The following is a 16,664-nucleotide window of genomic DNA, read 5'->3' as shown; positions in this document are numbered from 1 at the left end:
GAATTAAAAAAATAATTTGTACAATTGCTTACTTTTTCAGCCCAGATTTTAAAAGGATTCTGATTTGTCTCTGAAAAAAATAAAAAAAACTAATTTTTAGAACCCACCCTTAGCAAAAAAACCGGATAATCATCTCTGTTTGAAAATTCTGCCTAAATTTGAGTGTTGAATATTGCAAGAAACTTGGTGCTAAAAGTCCGCTTCTTCGTCAATTTTCTACCTATTCCGATGTGTGTAATTTAACGAATCCATTTAAAGAATCAAAATATGATTAGAAATTTAATCCTATGTGTTATCATTGCTATGGCATCAATTTTAAATTCTTGTAAACAACAAGAAAAAGAAACACCTGCACCGCTGATCGATGTGAAAACATTTTTCAAAAACGGAGAAAAAAGCTCATTTCGCATTTCACCTGACGGAAATTATTTTAGCTATAGATCAGATTACAAAGGAAAGATGAACATTTTTGTTCAAAAGCTAAACGACAGCACCGCTGTTCGTGTTACTAACGACACATTAAGAAGCATTTCAAGTTATTTTTGGAAAGGCGACAGGATTGTGTATGCACAAGACATAGGCGGTGATGAAAATTTTCAATTGTTTTCCGTAAAAGTGGACGGAACAGACCTAAAAGCATTAACACCTTTTCTGGGCGTAAGAAGCGATATTATTGACGCTTTATTAGACATAAGTGGAAAAGAAAAAGAACTGATTGTCCAAATTAACAAACGAGTAAAAGAATATGCCGACCCCTATCTGTTGAATATCGAAACAGCTAAATTAACCTTGCTTTATGACAACAAAGAAAACTATAACAGTTGGGTTACCGACAATAATGGTATTATCCGTCTTGCTTCTAAAACAGACGGTGTAAACATTACTTGGGATTACCGAAATTCCGACAAAGATGCTTTTACAACATTAATTACCACTTCATTCAAAGAAGCTTTTTCACCCGCATCCTTCGACAAGGACAACAAACTTATTTATGCTCTTAGCAATATCGGCAGAGATAAAACTATCTTGGTTGAATACGACCCCATAACAAAAAAGGAAATAAAAGAATTATTTGCCGATAATAACTATGATTTAGGCGATGTAAATTACGACAGAAAAAAACAATCACTAACTTCTGTAAATTGGGAAGCAGAAAAGCCGAAAAGGCATTTCTTTGACAAAGAATGGGAAGAAATCCAAAACGGCTTGGACAAAAAGTTTGAAGGCTACCAAACAAGCATTGTAAGCTATAACGATGCCCGAACCAAAGCCATCGTTTGGAAAGGCAATGACAGAATGCCCGGCAAATACTATCTCTACGACTTCAAAACAAAAGACACCAAAGAAGTTGCCAATCCTTACCCATGGATTGAAGAAAAACAAATGAGCCACACAAAACCAATAACATACAAATCCCGTGATGGTTTAGAAATTCATGGTTATTTGACACTTCCACTTGGTGTAGAACCCAAAAATCTTCCAGTACTTATCAATCCGCACGGTGGTCCTTGGGCAAGAGACGGCTGGGGTTATAATCCTGAAATTCAGTTTTTGGCTAATCGTGGCTATGCCGTTTTGCAAATGAACTTTAGAGGAAGCACAGGTTACGGTAAGAAATTTTGGGAAGCAAGTTTCAAACAATGGGGTAAAACAATGCAAGACGACATAACAGATGGCGTAGAATGGCTGAAAAAGGAAGGCATTGCCGATGGAAAACGAATTGCTATTTATGGTGGTAGCTATGGAGGTTATGCAACACTTGCAGGCATTACATTTACACCCGACTTATACGCTGCTGCTGTAGATTATGTTGGCGTAAGCAATCTGTTTACATTTATGAATACAATTCCACCATATTGGAAACCTTACCTTGACCAAATTTACGAAATGGTTGGTAACCCTAAAAAGGACAGCCTATTACTTGCAGAAGCTTCGCCAGCCTTACATACTGATAAAATAAAAGCACCTTTGTTCATCGCACAAGGAGCAAACGACCCAAGAGTAAATAAAGCAGAAAGCGACCAAATAGTAGAAGCCCTAAAAAAACGAGGCGTAGATGTGGAATATATGGTTAAAAATGACGAAGGACACGGCTTCCATAATCAAGATAACCAATATGACTTTTATGGCGCTATGGAAAAGTTTTTGGAAAAACATTTAAAACCCCAAAAATAAAAATTATGAACTATGTAGCAAAAATAGAAACTCAACAAATGGGGCACACTACGCATAAACCACAAAGAATATCCCTATCTGTATCTACAGATTATGAACAGAAAGGTTTTTTCTACGAAAACTAAAAAACACTATTGATAATCAGATAGTTAATTCCACCCAAACATATTGTTCGTCATCTCTGTTGCAAACAAAAGGGCTACAAACATTATCAAACAAACATTGACTTCCTCAAAGCACATAAAACGCTACATCATCGAGAGTATAAAGTGCTTGGGTAATGGAGAAAGATCAGTTTAGCATACATTCTGAAGCACGACCGTAAAATTCGGTTCAATTTCAAAAAAATACCGGTATAGTATTCCTTTTTCTTTTATATTTGCCGTAGTAACCTTGCCGACTTTAACTGTTGATGCCCTATGATTGAATACTATCCGATACTACTTCTGACGATTTTAGCCTATTTTATTGGTTCTATACCGGCTGCGGTATGGATTGGTCGGTATTTTTATGGCTTGGACGTTCGAGAATATGGCAGCGGAAATGCCGGAAGCACCAATGTATATCGTACTTTGGGTATAAAAGCCGGTATTGCCGTTCAACTTATAGACCTTTCAAAGGGCTATTTAGCGGCATCTTTAGCGAGTATTTTCTATAATGACTTAGCTCTATTTGAGGCTACTAACTATCCATTATTAAAGTTAGCGTTTGGTATGGCTGCCGTTGTGGGGCATATATTTCCGGCATTTGCAGAGTTTCGGGGCGGAAAAGGTATTAATACCTTGCTCGGTATGATGTTAGCCATTCACTTTTGGGCTTCATTAGCTTGCTTGATTACGTTTATCATCGTGCTGATTATTTCTCATTACGTTTCATTAGGCTCCATTTTGGGAACTTTAACTTTTCCGTTATACCTCATAATTTCTGCTATTATTTTGGCCAAAGAGCCGAACCACGTGCTGATTATTTTTGGATTTATTATTTTTATGATTGTGGTGATGACTCACCAAAAAAACATCCAGCGAATAATTCGGGGCAATGAAAGTAAGGTTTCATTTTTACAGAAGTTAAAACGGCGGCGGCATTAGGATATGCGCTTAGTGTTTATGGGAACCTCAGACTTTGCAGTTCCCGCATTAGAATTGCTGCACCGGTTTCATGAAGTAGTTTGTGTCGTTACCGCAGTAAGTAAACCCGCCGGCAGAGGACTACAAATCACTGCTTCGCCGGTCAAAAAAAAGGCAACACAGTTAAATATTCCCGTGCTTCAACCGGAAAAATTGCGCTCCGAAGAATTTATCAACCAACTAATTGATTTTCACGCAGATTTATTTGTGGTGGTAGCGTTTAGGATGCTTCCAGAATCTGTCTGGAAAATTCCTCACCGCGGTACAATCAACTTACATGCTTCATTATTACCAGATTATCGCGGAGCAGCGCCAATTAATTGGGCACTTATCAACGGAGAAACCCAAACAGGTGTTACTACTTTTAAAATTCAACAAGAAATTGATACCGGCAATATTTTGCTTCAACGTGCTGTAGAAATTCAGCCAGAATGGAATTTGGAAGATTTATACCAAAAATTACAAACCATTGGTAGTGAATTACTTCTTGAAACTATAAATAATCTTGAAAAAAACGAATTGACCGAAATTCCGCAACCGGTACTCCCCAATTTACACAGCGCACCCAAAATCACCAAAGAAAATACCCAAATAAACCCTGATTCTGAGGCTATTAAGGTTCATAATCTCATACGAGGCTTATCACCGGCACCTTGTGCATGGATGTGGCTGCCCAACCAAAAACAACTAAAAGTGTTTTTCAGCAGCCTTACAAACCAGCCCGTTGAACCAACCCAAATAGGCTCTTTCAGAAAACATCAAGGCCAATTCCAGTTAGCTTGCAAAGACTTTTGGCTGAATTTAGAAAGCGTTCAGTCAGAAGGGAAAAAAAGAATGAGCGGACAAGAATTTGCTCGAGGATTTCATGTAAATCCTCAAATCAAATAGAAGTGGTCCAAAATTTTATCTGATTAACAGGTTTCTGTCTCGAAAGATATATTATTTTACAGTTTGAACCGTAATTAAAAATGCGTAAATTCGCCCAAACATAGTATGTTTTTTTAACGAATAATTTTCAATACAATGAGCAAAATGATTGAAGTCCGTTTAGTGCAGTTATCTTGTGTTACCCAAACGGAATCTGACGGAGATGAAATTTACTTTTTAACGTCTGTAAATGCACCTTCGTTTAAAAATACCATTCAAGAACGGACTCCTAAGGGAACAGACTTTATCCCGATGAAAAATGGCAGTGTTATCCAAAATTATGAGCATAACTTATTTTACGGAGAATCCGAAAAAGAAATGCAAATCACCGTTATATTGATGGAAATGGATATGGTCAGTTTAGTTAATAATAATATTTCTATCATCAGCAAATGGATTGATGATACGTTGGGGGCAGTTTCTATACTCATTTCAAGCGAAGATAACATCCAAGTTACTGCTGGTAAAAACAGCACCGTTTCGTTGATAGAAGGAAATCAATACAAATCTACCTTTAACGGATCTAAAGGCAATTACGAAGCTACTTTTGAGATTACTTTGAAATAGCCTTTTTTAAGCTATTTGAGTCTATGCGTTTATTGATTCAGCGGGTGCTTAGTGCGAGCGTTACCGTTGATAATGAAGTTGTTGGTAAAATAGATAAAGGCTTGCTTATTTTAGCAGGATTCCAAGACAACGATACTGCGGCCATTTTAGAAAAAACAGCAACTAAGGTATTACAACTCAGGATATTTTCAGACGAAAATGATAAGATGAATCTTAGTGTTCAAGATATAGCGGGAAGCCTGTTGGTCGTTTCCCAGTTTACACTTTATGGAGATACCAAAAAAGGAAATAGGCCGTCATTCACAGGAGCTGCGCATCCAGAAGCGGCAAACAAACTGTATTTAGAATGGTTGGAAATCCTGTCCCAAAAATACCCGCAGCATATAGCTTCCGGAGTTTTTGGCGCATCTATGCAGGTAGCGTTGGTTAATGACGGACCCGTAACAATCTGGATAGATTCTGAGCAATGGAAATAAATTCTCCTTTTAATATTTCAAAAACTTAGTTTGATGTATAACTTTCTGATTCACAATATCATAGAATGTAATGTAATAAATTCCGATGTGAAATTCCTTTAAACTAATGGTTGTTTTTGGGTAGGTTAGTGCTTGACTCCAAACAAGTTTTCCCAACGATGAATAAATAGCTACTGAAGTTGGTGTTTGGGTAGCCATAGAAATATTTAGTTGTTCGTTTGCGGGATTTGGGCTTAGAGAAAAATCCGAAATATCGGCTGTATAAAAACCTGTAGTAGGCTGAATTTCGACTTGTAGTGTAGCAGTATCTGCACAAGATTGGTTAGCAGCGATTAAGGTAACTATTTTAGTTCCGTTTGTTGAATATTGCACACTAAAAGGGCCGGGGCCTTGCGCTTGGGCAGGCGTGGCATCTTGGCCAAAAGACCAATACCAACGATTAACCCCGCCAGTTGAGTTATCTGTAAAACTGAGTAGATTTCCCGCTATTCCAACGGTAGGGCCGGAAATTCCAGCCTGAGGCGTGATTGCATAACCCAGCAAAATAGAGTCCCTGGCCTTGCAGTTGTTGTGATAGACTTCTACCCAATACCAGCCGGGAGTAGTCGCCTGTATCGTTTGTGTATAATCTCCTGTATTCCAAGTAAATATAGCTCCAGGATTACCGGCATCCAAAGTTATGGGTGAAGGAAAATAATCACAAAAGACAGTGTCTGCACCTAAACCAACCTGAACAACCGGATTGACGGTAACGTAACAGGAATCTATTATATCACAATTAGCAGCATTGTTCCAAATATGAACAGAATACGTTCCGGTTTGTGTTACCGTTATAGTTTGGGTAGTTTCTCCTGTGCTCCAGAGATAAAAGTTTCCATTATTTAAAGCATTTAATTCAAAGCTGCCGCAGGCTATCGGATTTAACGGTAAAGCCGAAAAAGGCTTATCATACACCCGAATATTCACCGTGTCATAAGTCGTTAATCCAGTAACGGAATCCATTAATGCTGCTATTAATTTTGTATCTTGATTTAATAAAACCACAATGCTATTTCCAGACATTCCATTGCTCCAAAAGGTTTGAATATTGGGTAATCCGGTATCTAAGGTCAGTAAATCTCCGATACAAATAGCGGTATCAGCCGGTAATTGGGTTATGATGGGCTGCCAAAACAGCACTTCATCTATTAAATTAGCATTTCCGATTCCGCTTGCACCGTAGTTTAGGGTGTATTTACAAACAGATTCAAAACCAATTTGCTGAACAGACCCGTTTAAAAATGGCGATAAATCAAATTCATAGCTTGTCCAAGAACCTCCATTAACCGGAGGCTGAATAGTAGAAGAAACCGGCTGGTTATCAATGGTTAATCTAAAATTTGTGTAATTAGTTTGATATTGATACTGTTGTTTTAGGTTAAAGCGTATCCGCAGGCTGTTAATTCCTTGTGTATTAACACATTGATAAACTGCTGCAAAGTAGTTTGGGTTGCTTGTCCAGACATTTGCAGGTGTTGGGTTTACCCAGTTTATACCGCTTCCGCCATCCAAAACAATTCCTTGCTGCCCACCTAATGCTGCCCAGCCGGATGAAAAGACTTGTGCTTCTTGTCCGTAAGTTATTCTAAGTGAATCTGATACATTTGTAATATTCTCAAAACTCTGCAAATATGGATAACTTGCTATCGCACGGTAACTAATGATACTGCTTGCAAGTGTGTCATTATTAGTAACCATATCTCCAATTGTTTTTCCCCAAACTATTATCGGATATTTTCCAGCAATAGAAACATCTATCGGAGTTAAAAAAGAAACAATTCGGCTGTCATTCGGCAAAATTGTGTCATTATATGTTTGATTTATAGTAGATTGTCCATTAAATTGATAAAATAACTGAAATCCATATATCGGTAAAGTTCCTTGGTTCGAAACGCGCACCTGAACCTGTTCTTGATTAGTGAGTAAGCAACTGGATGTAGGAGAAACCAAGTTCGTAACGCTTAAATCCGGCTGATTAGGAGCTACTGGTGAGAAGGTTATCCATGAATTATCAGCATATACAGATGATCCTATTTGGAAAGCTAAGGAATCATTACCATAACTAAAGCCCGTTGTAGCATCTAATTGAACACCAACACTTGCGGTAACATTACCGCTAACAAGATGATGATCAACGATATAGATAACATTATTAGTTTCGCTTAAAACACATGAGAAGTAGGCAAAAGGAGCTGCTGGATTTCCATATTCAAAGGAGAACCACTTAATCCAAAATTGGCGGTTGGGAGCAGTACCGATTATTTTGGTGTAAACAACATCATTACCACCTGTTTGGCCGCTGGCCGTAAACTCGTCCCAATAACAAGCAATAGATTGCGGGGGTAGCAATGCTGTTGGAAGCAGTGTATTGGCGTTAGGTAGTTGCATTGAAGCAACTGAAAAAGTAATGATTCCATTTTGGCTGACTTTAAATTGGGTTACCGGCTGCCCAAAAAACTGAAAATTAAACGGGATAAGCTGGCTTGCTGACCACGAGTTAGCAGATTGTGGCGCGGTGGTGATGGCCGTCCAGCCAGTTGTTATGTTATCTGCCTCTGTATTAACTCCTTGCGGGTTTCCGCCGCTTCCAGTGCTAATCTGGTAAGTTACTTGTGCTTGCAGAAAATAAAAATTTACCCAAAATATTCCCAAAACAAGCCAAATAGTTCTTGGATTCATGATTAATAAGAGAAACTGTTCGCTGCAATTTACAGAAACTTTGACGAAACTAATTGGGCTTTAACTTAAATCTAACTTTTTATTCGTTAGATAGCTGAGAAAATACAACCAAAAGGGTTAGGTGGTTTTCAGCGTTTTTAAAATTAGATTCTGGTGGGAATATTTTTTTTGTTCTGGATTAAAAATCCCTTCTGGCGTAATGGGGTCTATTCTAACCCTACCGCTTGCATGAATCACAAAGTCTTTGTTCATGAGCAGCGCAACATGGGAGATTTTTCCAACTGTTTTCTGAAAGAAAATCAGATCTCCTGTATTTCGTTGTTCCCAAGTAATATCCTGTAACACAGCCGCTTGCTGCCAAGCATCACGCGGTAAGTAAACTGAAAATAAGGAAAATAAAGTTTGTATCAAACCGCTACAATCTATTCCGAAGATTGTTTTACCGCCCCACAAATATGGCACATTCATAAACATTTTGGAATACGATACCAACTGCTCAATGTTAAATGGATGTATATCTTGAACGTAATGTGGGTCTATTTCTACCGAAAAGTCAGTAAAAGGGAGGTTTAGTTGCCCACTTTCGCCATAAATTTCGGGAATCCGACATCCGGCTGTTAAAAATAGTGTGCTTTTTTGGTTTTCACAGCACATTTGAGCTCTAACCCAAGGTTCTGTTATTACTTTCCATGTAAGATTTTGCAGCAGCAAAACGGGGCTATTTTGTATATGGCTTTGGGTTATCCAGCCTTCGTATTGGTCAATTTCGTTTTTCACATAGCACCATTCTTCTGTACGGTTTAAAATTTGCACAACATAGCCAAATAGCGCTTGGCTTATCATTTCGGATCGGTGGCTTGGCTCTTGTCGTATGGGGGAAACGCAGACTGCAATAATTCCTCGCTCCATTATTTGGGTGGGCGAGTGGTCAATAATCGTAATTTTATTGGCCGTGAAGGATGCCCGGGGCCGGTAACAACTGCTCGCCTCAAAGAGGTAGCGTTCTCAAACGGAAGTAATACTAAACCGGTGTTTCTGGTAGAATCCCGTACAATGCTCTGAAAATAACCGGTAATCGGAACGCGATAACTCTGGGAAGTATTGTCAAAATAGTAACTCGTAGTCAAAGCTACTCCGGTTTCCGTTTGGGTAGAATCAGCCTGAAAAGGATAGACCGTTGAGGGAGCTAAAACCGTAGAATCCGAAGGTATGTAATAATCCGGATGAACCGGTATCACAAGCTCTGCATAATTAATGCCTTGCTCTCGAATTGTGCTTAGGCCGGAAAGTTTTACAAACAATTTATGGTATGCTCCGCAAACTAAAAAATTAACAGAATTACCGGTAGTGTCTTTCAAAAGTCCATAGGGTTTTAGCTCGTACTCACTTCTTTTAACAGAGTGATAATGAGCAGATTGACTGTCAATATAAAAAACAAGTGTTTTTGAAGTACTTTCTCCTTGTTTGTGGTAATTTAGCACTAATCTGGAATCTTGGTCAAAGGGATAAAACTGAAAAATAGCTCCCATATCTGTTCCTGAGACTTTTTGGGTTTTGAGTACTAAGCCTTTAAAGAAGTTTTGAAAACTTGCGTTATCTGTGTAAGATGTTCCGGCTCCAAACAATAGCCTTTTCCCAAGTGTGCTATCTAAAAGAACACCCCAAGTAGTGTCCCCCTGATAGGGTTTTGGAAATTTGAAAGCTAAATTACCGGAATATTCAACAGCAGGGTTGTAAAGAAGGCTTTGATGTGAATAGTAAGATTTTGTTGATGAAAATGTATCTTCGGTAATTTCATGTATCTGAAGAGTTTGTGTTAATTCTGGTTTTCCAAGTACTGACCCGTAAACTAATGGAACGCGCATAAAAAGACGCAGCGAATCAAAGACTACATCACTTTCTAAGGAAAGATTGGTAGAAGCTAAGGAAAATTGGAGGTACGTAGCGCAGTCTATATGCCCCATAACCGGGTCATACATATTACCAAATAGATGAACATTAACGGAACTTGTCTTTATCGAATCCAGAAACTGAGTCTTTACTTGAATATGGGTGGTATCGCTATATTCAACAACTACGCCAGTTTTGGGGTCAAGTGCTTCTGAACCAATGTCATCTATTTTTTTACAACTTTCAAAAAAAGAAAAAAGAAAAAGGCAAAGGATTATATGCCGGTATGAAATATTTAAAAGAGAAAGCACAAATCAGTTTAAAATCGCGTGGTATAGTTGTTGATAGCGTTCAATATAATCTGGCGCATCTGCTCGAACGTGGCGTGGTTGAATATTGGTATCGTCCAAAAACGCTTGAATATGCGGGTCAATGGCATTTTGCCCAAAAGTAATAGCATCAGCCATACGCATCCCGCCTTTGGTAACTCCATAGTAGCTATTCTCGGCAAAATCACGCAAGGTTTCATGGGGAATCCCGTCTAAACGAGCTTTCTCTACAAATGATGCCGGAAAATGCTCATTAAAAGCATTATTGTAAACCGTAAATACTACTTTGCTATTCTGGAAAACAGGGTCATCTTTATAGTGAGTTTTAACGTATAAGGGGATTAAACTCGTCATCCAATCATGGCAATGGATGATGTTTGGAGTCCAACCTAATTTCTTGACTGTTTCTATGGCTCCTTTGCAGAAGAAGATAGCACGCTCATCATTATCTGGGTGGAAAGTGTCGTTGTTATCAAAAAGTACGGATTTTCGCTGAAAATAATCTTCGTTATCTAAAAAATAAACTTGTAGGCGAACGTTTGGGATGGAGGCTACTTTGATGGTCAGGGGTTTCTCTTCATTTCCTACTCGGATATTAATCCCTGAAAGACGTACTACCTCGTGGAGGCGATTCCTTCTTTCGTTGATAACTCCAAACTTAGGCATTAATATTCTGATTTCGTGCCCGCGTTCGTGCAAGCCCTGAGGCAACATCCGAACAAAATCAGCAGCTGAAGAAATTTTTAAAAATGGGTTTATTTCACTAGTTACAAAGAGTATTCGTAATTTTTCCATATTAAACGGTATATGCCTAAACACTGCAAAGTTACTACTTTTTTTAACACATAAAAAAATTTACTTGTGATTCAGCAAGTATGATAAAATAATTGGACTAAATAATTGATCCAAAATGTGAACAAAAATCTACCCAAAAATAATTTATAGTTGTTTTTGCTTTTAAATTATTCCTAACTTTGCGCCCTACAATGCCGGTGATATGGCCGAGTGGCTAGGCACGAGTCTGCAAAACTCTTGACGGGGGTTCGACTCCCTCTATCACCTCAAAATAACGGATACGAAAGTGTCCGTTATTTTTTTGCCTATAACTACAACCCTAATTATCAGCAAAGGGATAATTGGCATCCAAAATCGTGTTTTATAAAAAAATATAGTCAGCATCATAACCAGAAAATAGCTTCCAGCCACAATAGCAATCTGTTTGGTTAAAAAGTTTTTAGTAGCTAAAAGCCCTACCCAGCTCAAGAGTAAAAGCCAAATATATTCATTGGGAAACCTTAGCCAAAAATTGGGCATCTTTTCGTAAGTTATACGATAATCGTAAAGGTTATTCATCAGATTATCTAAATCATCAAATTTAGCTGTAATGGGTTTTTTGAAACGAGAAAATTGCTTGTAAACTAAATAATTGCCAGAAAAAAGTTCGTTAATATTTGTTGTAAAAATCTGCTTCCAAACTGCTAACGGCTTTTTAGTCAATATGTTTTGGTTATATTTAGCAATCATTTGTTCTACTGCCATAAACTGTTCTGGCTGAAATCGGTTAGAATCCGGCTGGGCTGCTTGGTGGATAGCTAAATAAGTTTCATACCGTTGGTACACATCTGCCGATAACGGCAAATGCGGTTTTAGTAAATATTGAAGCGCAGAATCTGCGTAAATATCTGAATAGAAGACGCTTGTGTGTGGAAATAGCAGCCCGCCGAAGTTAGAAAAAACTCCCCCCTTAAAACGAATATGATTTCCGATTCCGAGCAATAAAAGTGCTCCTAAAATTGGAAATATAATTTGTAAAACTAACGAACGCTGCCTATGAAGAAATCCTAATACAAAAATGCCCGGAATTATCCACAAAGATTGAAGTTTAAGCAACACAGCTCCGGCTACCCAAAATCCAGAAATTAACCACCTGTTTCTCAGTAAGTTGTAACAAAAAAAACAAAAAAAGCTAGCCAAAAGGCTTTCCGGTAATAATGATAAATGAAAGTATGCTGTAATGGGTTCTATTCCCAGCAAAAAGCTGCAAAACAACTTAGCTCTGTTGTTTTTGAGTAAACTGGAAGCTAATAAGTTGGCAGAAAAAGAAAAGATAATTATTTGGGATACTATTGGTGCATAAATATTTGGCCTGATATAGCGCCAAAGGCCAACCCAAAACCCAAATAAAGGCGGATGCTGAATATCCCAATGTAACGTACCGGTTAGATAAAATTGCGTATCTAATTCATATTGAGCACCCCACAGAAATAGCTGCAGGAGTAATAAGACGCTTGTTAAAGTTACTGCGGTAGTAAGAATATACTTGTTTTCAGCAAGCATATTTAGCCCAAAAATCCGGGTTTTCCTGAAAAATCTTAGGGAAAATCATCCCGATAAGCTGGTCAAGGTGTAAATTTGGGATTTTTTCAGGCATTATATTCATTATAAGATTCTTAGAATCAGTGTCTTCGGCTGAATAAGCACACAATACGGTATCGGTTTGCCACTGTATATTTTTATCTGCAATAGATTTATGAATTGTTTCCGGCAAGCAGTCTGTAGTCTCTGTGATTATTTGGGTAGGAAACCCTATAAAAGCAATTCGGTTAGCGTTTGTTTGCCAGATTATGCTATTTGTAGAGATTCTCTCTGAGGCAGGAATGATGCTTTTTCGGAAGATTGTAAACGGATTTATACACAAAGCAATAGGAGCATAATAATTCCAATGAATTAAAAATGAGTCGTTTACATATCGAAAACTAATTTTATCATGCTGCAAAAGTGGTACAAAATATTGGGGTTCTTGTGTGCAAACCACAATTTCTAAGTGGTATAAACTTAAATTTTGATGATATAACAATGACAATAATGATAATGCAGCGGCTCGCCTCACATAATCATCACCTACTGCATTCCAGAAAACCGTTGTTCGCATTAAAGAATAGATGCTTATCTTCTAACTATTATTCTATCTAAAATTTTTCAGCATTATTTGATAGAAGAAAAAATAAGGATAAAATTATAGTTAATTAAATTTGAATACTTTCAGTCCTTTTAAGTCGCCGGATATTCCGCCTGAGATATTTCCGGTGTAGATGTAGTCCCCTTTTGTTGCGATGCAGGCATTTTGGAAATATTTTGGATCAATGTAATCAACTACTTTTTCTGGGTCTGTTGGTGAAACGGTAAAAACACCGCTCCATCCGTTTGCTACACACAGCACATTGTGGTTGCTATTGTAAGCAACATCATAAACATCAGTACCTTCTGCATCACCGAATTGGTTTCTGAACATACTGTTTGAGAGTACCTTAGTAACAGTTGCGTTAGCAGGGTTGGTTACATTTACGGTGGCTAAGCCGGCTCCCCAATTTGCCCAGTAGGCGTTGTTATTAAGCGTAGTGAATGTTTTCCCCCATTTTTCATGGCCAGGTTCATTCGTAAAAGAGGTATTAGCTACATAACCTCCGCTTAAATTAGATTTGGGAAAAGTTAGGAAATCGCCATTGGCGATGCTGGCTAAGATATGATTGTCTTTTTCCGCGATGTATGTAACCAGCGACTGGGTATTCGTTGCTTGCCAAGAAGCCTGAACATTTAGTGTCCCTGATGAAAGAACGCATTTTAGCAAAATACCATTTGAGCCATTGCTCCCGCCAATCCAATATTTGCCGTCCGAATCAATCAGCATTGTAGCCGGTTTGAAATTCGTCTGGTTGATAGAATATTTTGCCTGAACGCTTAAATCTGCCCCAAATACATAAATAGCAACTTCATCAGAATTACAGGCATACAAAGTGTTGTTATAGGAATACATTTTGCCGAAGGATTTGTTTTGGCTGTGAACATAAGTTTGCTGCAATACAGGATTAGCTGGATTTGTAATTAAAAAACGAAAAATAGAGTAATCTCGTTGCGCATAAAGGTTATCTCCGATAATCAATAAGTTATGCGGGCCGTCTGTCATAGAAATGCCACCAATAAGTTTAAAACTAGCTTTAGTTGAGAACGCAGAGCTATCTGTTGTGTTGTTATTGTTGTTATTATTGGGATCATCAATATCATCTTCCTTTTGGCAGGAAATTAGTAGTGTAAATAATCCCAGTAGCAGAATAATATTTCTCATAGCTGTTTGTAAAATAGTTTGGACGTAAAAATAAAAGTTCTTTCTCATAAAAGAAAACAAAAAGAGTTTTTGTAAATTTGGGCGAAAAATATGCCTCATTATTATTCACTGGGAAAAATACCCACCAAACGACATACTGTTTATCGCCAGCCGGACGGCCGCTTGTATCATGAAGAGTTAGTAAGTACAGAGGGATTTTCTTCGGATTCTTCATTGGTGTATCATCTATACCCGCCTACTCAGGTAGTTCGTATCGGAGAGCCCATTTCGGTTGCGCCCAAGATAGTGATAAGCCAGAACCTACAAAACCGATGTTTGCTGAGTTTTAAAATTACTGCCGATAATGATTATCTCAAAAGCCGCCGTATCTTAATGGCTAACCAAGATGTTCAGATAATCACCGCAGCTCCAGATAACTCACCGATGAATTATTTTTACAAAAACGCAGAAGCTGATGAAATTATCTTTATTCATGAAGGCAGAGGTATTCTACATACCAGTTTTGGAGAACTTCCATTTACGTATGGAGATTATCTGCTAATCCCTCGCGGAGTAGTTCACCAATTTTCTTTTCATTCAGCAAATAATCGTTTGTTGATTGTAGAATCTTTTTCGCCGGTAAGGTTTCCCAAAAGATATTTATCGCCTTATGGCCAGCTTTTGGAGAATGCGCCATTTTGCGAACGGGATTTAGGGAAACCCGAAAATCTTCCTACGATAGACCAACGGGGAGAATTTTTGATTTATATCAAAAAACAACAACATATTTGGCCATATTATTATGAGAATCATCCATTTGACTATGTTGGTTGGGATGGGTGCTATTATCCGTATCGTTTTTCTATACATGACTTTGAGCCAATAACGGGTCGGGTTCATCAGCCACCGCCGGTACACCAGACTTTTGAAGGCCATAATTTTGTAATCTGTTCCTTTGTACCGCGTTTATATGATTATCATCCGGAAGCAATACCGGCACCGTATCATCACAGTAATTTGGATTCTGACGAGGTGCTATACTATGTAGCAGGTGAGTTTATGAGCCGTAGCAATGTAGAAAAAGGAATGTTAACGCTGCACCCACTGGGTTTGCCACATGGGCCGCACCCCGGAACCATCGAAAAAAGCATCGGAGCCAAAGAAACTAAGGAATTAGCCGTTATGATAGACACTTTTAAACCATTATGCCTAACTGAAGAAGCACTGAATATCGAACATAAATCATATTATCGCTCATGGGTAGAATAATCGCAATACTGCTATTCTACTGCGGTTTTTTGACTAATGCTTTTGGGCAATATCACCTAACTGAAATAGGTGCTTCTGCTGGTGCAGGAGCTAACCTCCCTACCGATAATGCCAAAATACACAATGGAATCTCTTGGAATATTCAATCATATTTAAGTCATTACATCTGTGGAAAAATGTACGGCTATCATGGAGCATTGGGCTATCGAGGCTTTCTAAATAGCGAAGAGGTTTATCAACTACCATCTATACTTGGCCCCAAGACATATGGAACAACCAAATTTGCTTTTCATTATCTTGACGCAGGCTTTTACTTTAAACTTAGAAGGCATAATTATCACCGCCCTAAGGAAGCCTGCTTGCTCATAGGTCCACAGTTTAACATACTATTAGCTGCTACAGCAAACGGCCAAGCATATCGAAGTGATGACTGGAGGCGGGTTTATCCGGCAGTCATAGGTATTCATATCAGCACTCCTATTCGTATATCATTCTTTTTCAAAACGAAAGCACAAATAGAGCCAGCCTTAGAGTACTTTTTTACGAAAAATGCTAAGAATATCTCTGACCGCCCGGCATCTTTACAAACTTTATCGATATCGCTAAATCTCAAAATTCGACTTTGGGACAATCGTTAAACTCCCCAAAATACCGGAAAACAATGAGTAACAAATATCCTGATATTGGACTGATTTACAGAGAAATTGAACATAGACGGTAGCCACACATCGGTAAAAAAGCTGCCGAAAGTGCCGTCTATCGGGGTTGTAAAAGGGTAAGGATATTCAATTCACTTATTATGACCGATGGAAACGGAATACCTCTTGCAATAGGGGGTATTTTGAGCGGCAACCACAACGACTTATATCAGGTTACCCCAAATCAAATAGACAGATTATAGCTATGACACAGTATCCTCTCAACAGTTGCGGAATCTGTGTAGAGAATAGTAGCCTACTCAATGCAGTCAAAGGAGTTGATTGTAGGAAACTTAGAATAACTATCCAGTGAGAAAGCTAATCATTAGGAGTCAGGTTAATTTTGTGGGGAGAAGGCATATTTTAGATGAACAATTTTTCTAATC

14 protein-coding genes and 1 tRNA gene are annotated in these 16,664 nt (G+C 38.3%); 8 read left to right on the top strand and 7 right to left on the bottom strand.

From position 1 onward, the window contains the following. Positions 1-267 precede the first annotated feature (267 nt). From LC115_06955 to dtd, 5 genes are all read left to right on the top strand, one after another. Positions 268-2,175 (top strand): S9 family peptidase, encoded by a 1,908-nt coding sequence (locus LC115_06955; protein MCZ2356413.1) that lies wholly within the window; start codon positions 268-270, stop codon positions 2,173-2,175. Positions 2,176-2,594: 419 nt separating this feature from the next. Beyond that, positions 2,595-3,263, top strand: coding sequence for a glycerol-3-phosphate 1-O-acyltransferase PlsY (gene plsY, locus LC115_06950; GenBank protein ID MCZ2356412.1), 669 nt, complete (start codon positions 2,595-2,597; stop codon positions 3,261-3,263). A gap of 3 nt (positions 3,264-3,266) precedes the next feature. Then, a complete protein-coding gene (gene fmt, locus LC115_06945) occupies positions 3,267-4,190 on the top strand; it encodes a methionyl-tRNA formyltransferase (protein ID MCZ2356411.1) in 924 nt (307 codons plus the stop codon). 135 nt (positions 4,191-4,325) lie between these two features. Further along, positions 4,326-4,796: a hypothetical protein gene (locus LC115_06940; GenBank protein MCZ2356410.1), complete on the top strand. Its 471-nt coding sequence runs from the start codon at positions 4,326-4,328 to the stop codon at positions 4,794-4,796. Between the two features lie 23 nt (positions 4,797-4,819). Then, positions 4,820-5,272 carry a D-tyrosyl-tRNA(Tyr) deacylase gene (dtd, locus tag LC115_06935; protein MCZ2356409.1) on the top strand — a complete coding sequence of 151 codons (453 nt, stop codon included), beginning with the start codon at positions 4,820-4,822 and terminating at the stop codon, positions 5,270-5,272. A 9-nt stretch (positions 5,273-5,281) separates the two neighbouring features. Here dtd and LC115_06930 read toward each other — a convergent pair whose 3' ends face one another. The 4 genes from LC115_06930 to LC115_06915 form a co-directional block, all read right to left on the bottom strand. After that, positions 5,282-7,990 (bottom strand): T9SS type A sorting domain-containing protein, encoded by a 2,709-nt coding sequence (locus LC115_06930; protein ID MCZ2356408.1) that lies wholly within the window; start codon positions 7,988-7,990, stop codon positions 5,282-5,284. A 117-nt stretch (positions 7,991-8,107) separates the two neighbouring features. After that, positions 8,108-8,899 (bottom strand): C40 family peptidase, encoded by a 792-nt coding sequence (locus LC115_06925; protein ID MCZ2356407.1) that lies wholly within the window; start codon positions 8,897-8,899, stop codon positions 8,108-8,110. Next, the gene (locus LC115_06920; GenBank protein MCZ2356406.1) at positions 8,899-10,191 is read right to left on the bottom strand and encodes a DUF4270 domain-containing protein; all 1,293 of its coding nucleotides are present in this window, start codon (positions 10,189-10,191) and stop codon (positions 8,899-8,901) included. The genes LC115_06925 and LC115_06920 overlap by 1 nt, the downstream gene beginning before the upstream one ends. Before the next feature lie 3 nt (positions 10,192-10,194). Continuing rightward, positions 10,195-11,004: a glycogen/starch synthase gene (locus LC115_06915; protein ID MCZ2356405.1), complete on the bottom strand. Its 810-nt coding sequence runs from the start codon at positions 11,002-11,004 to the stop codon at positions 10,195-10,197. Between the two features lie 196 nt (positions 11,005-11,200). On the opposite strand from LC115_06915, the gene LC115_06910 reads away from it, so the two are divergent. After that, positions 11,201-11,271: transfer RNA gene (locus tag LC115_06910), tRNA-Cys, on the top strand. Here LC115_06910 and LC115_06905 read toward each other — a convergent pair. The 3 genes from LC115_06905 to LC115_06895 all read right to left on the bottom strand — a co-directional run bounded on the left by LC115_06905 (position 11,266) and on the right by LC115_06895 (position 14,055). Further along, complete coding sequence (locus tag LC115_06905; protein ID MCZ2356404.1) at positions 11,266-12,546, bottom strand: hypothetical protein; 1,281 nt, start codon at positions 12,544-12,546, stop codon at positions 11,266-11,268. The two genes, LC115_06910 and LC115_06905, sit on opposite strands and share 6 nt — an antisense overlap. Then, positions 12,536-13,141: a hypothetical protein gene (locus tag LC115_06900; protein ID MCZ2356403.1), complete on the bottom strand. Its 606-nt coding sequence runs from the start codon at positions 13,139-13,141 to the stop codon at positions 12,536-12,538. The genes LC115_06905 and LC115_06900 overlap by 11 nt, the downstream gene beginning before the upstream one ends. Before the next feature lie 806 nt (positions 13,142-13,947). Next, positions 13,948-14,055: a hypothetical protein gene (locus tag LC115_06895; GenBank protein MCZ2356402.1), complete on the bottom strand. Its 108-nt coding sequence runs from the start codon at positions 14,053-14,055 to the stop codon at positions 13,948-13,950. A 367-nt stretch (positions 14,056-14,422) separates the two neighbouring features. Here LC115_06895 and LC115_06890 point away from each other — a divergent pair, with 367 nt between their 5' ends. Both LC115_06890 and LC115_06885 read left to right on the top strand, forming a co-directional pair. Further along, entirely contained in the window at positions 14,423-15,580 is a 1,158-nt protein-coding gene (locus LC115_06890) for a homogentisate 1,2-dioxygenase (protein MCZ2356401.1), read from the top strand. Beyond that, positions 15,568-16,218 carry a hypothetical protein gene (locus tag LC115_06885; protein ID MCZ2356400.1) on the top strand — a complete coding sequence of 217 codons (651 nt, stop codon included), beginning with the start codon at positions 15,568-15,570 and terminating at the stop codon, positions 16,216-16,218. The genes LC115_06890 and LC115_06885 overlap by 13 nt, the downstream gene beginning before the upstream one ends. Positions 16,219-16,664 lie beyond the last annotated feature (446 nt).

Source organism: Bacteroidia bacterium (assembly GCA_026932145.1).
Classification (GTDB): domain Bacteria; phylum Bacteroidota; class Bacteroidia; order J057; family JAIXKT01; genus JAIXKT01.
The sequence above is the reverse complement of the archived record's forward strand: the minus strand, read 5'-3'. Positions and strand labels throughout refer to the sequence as shown.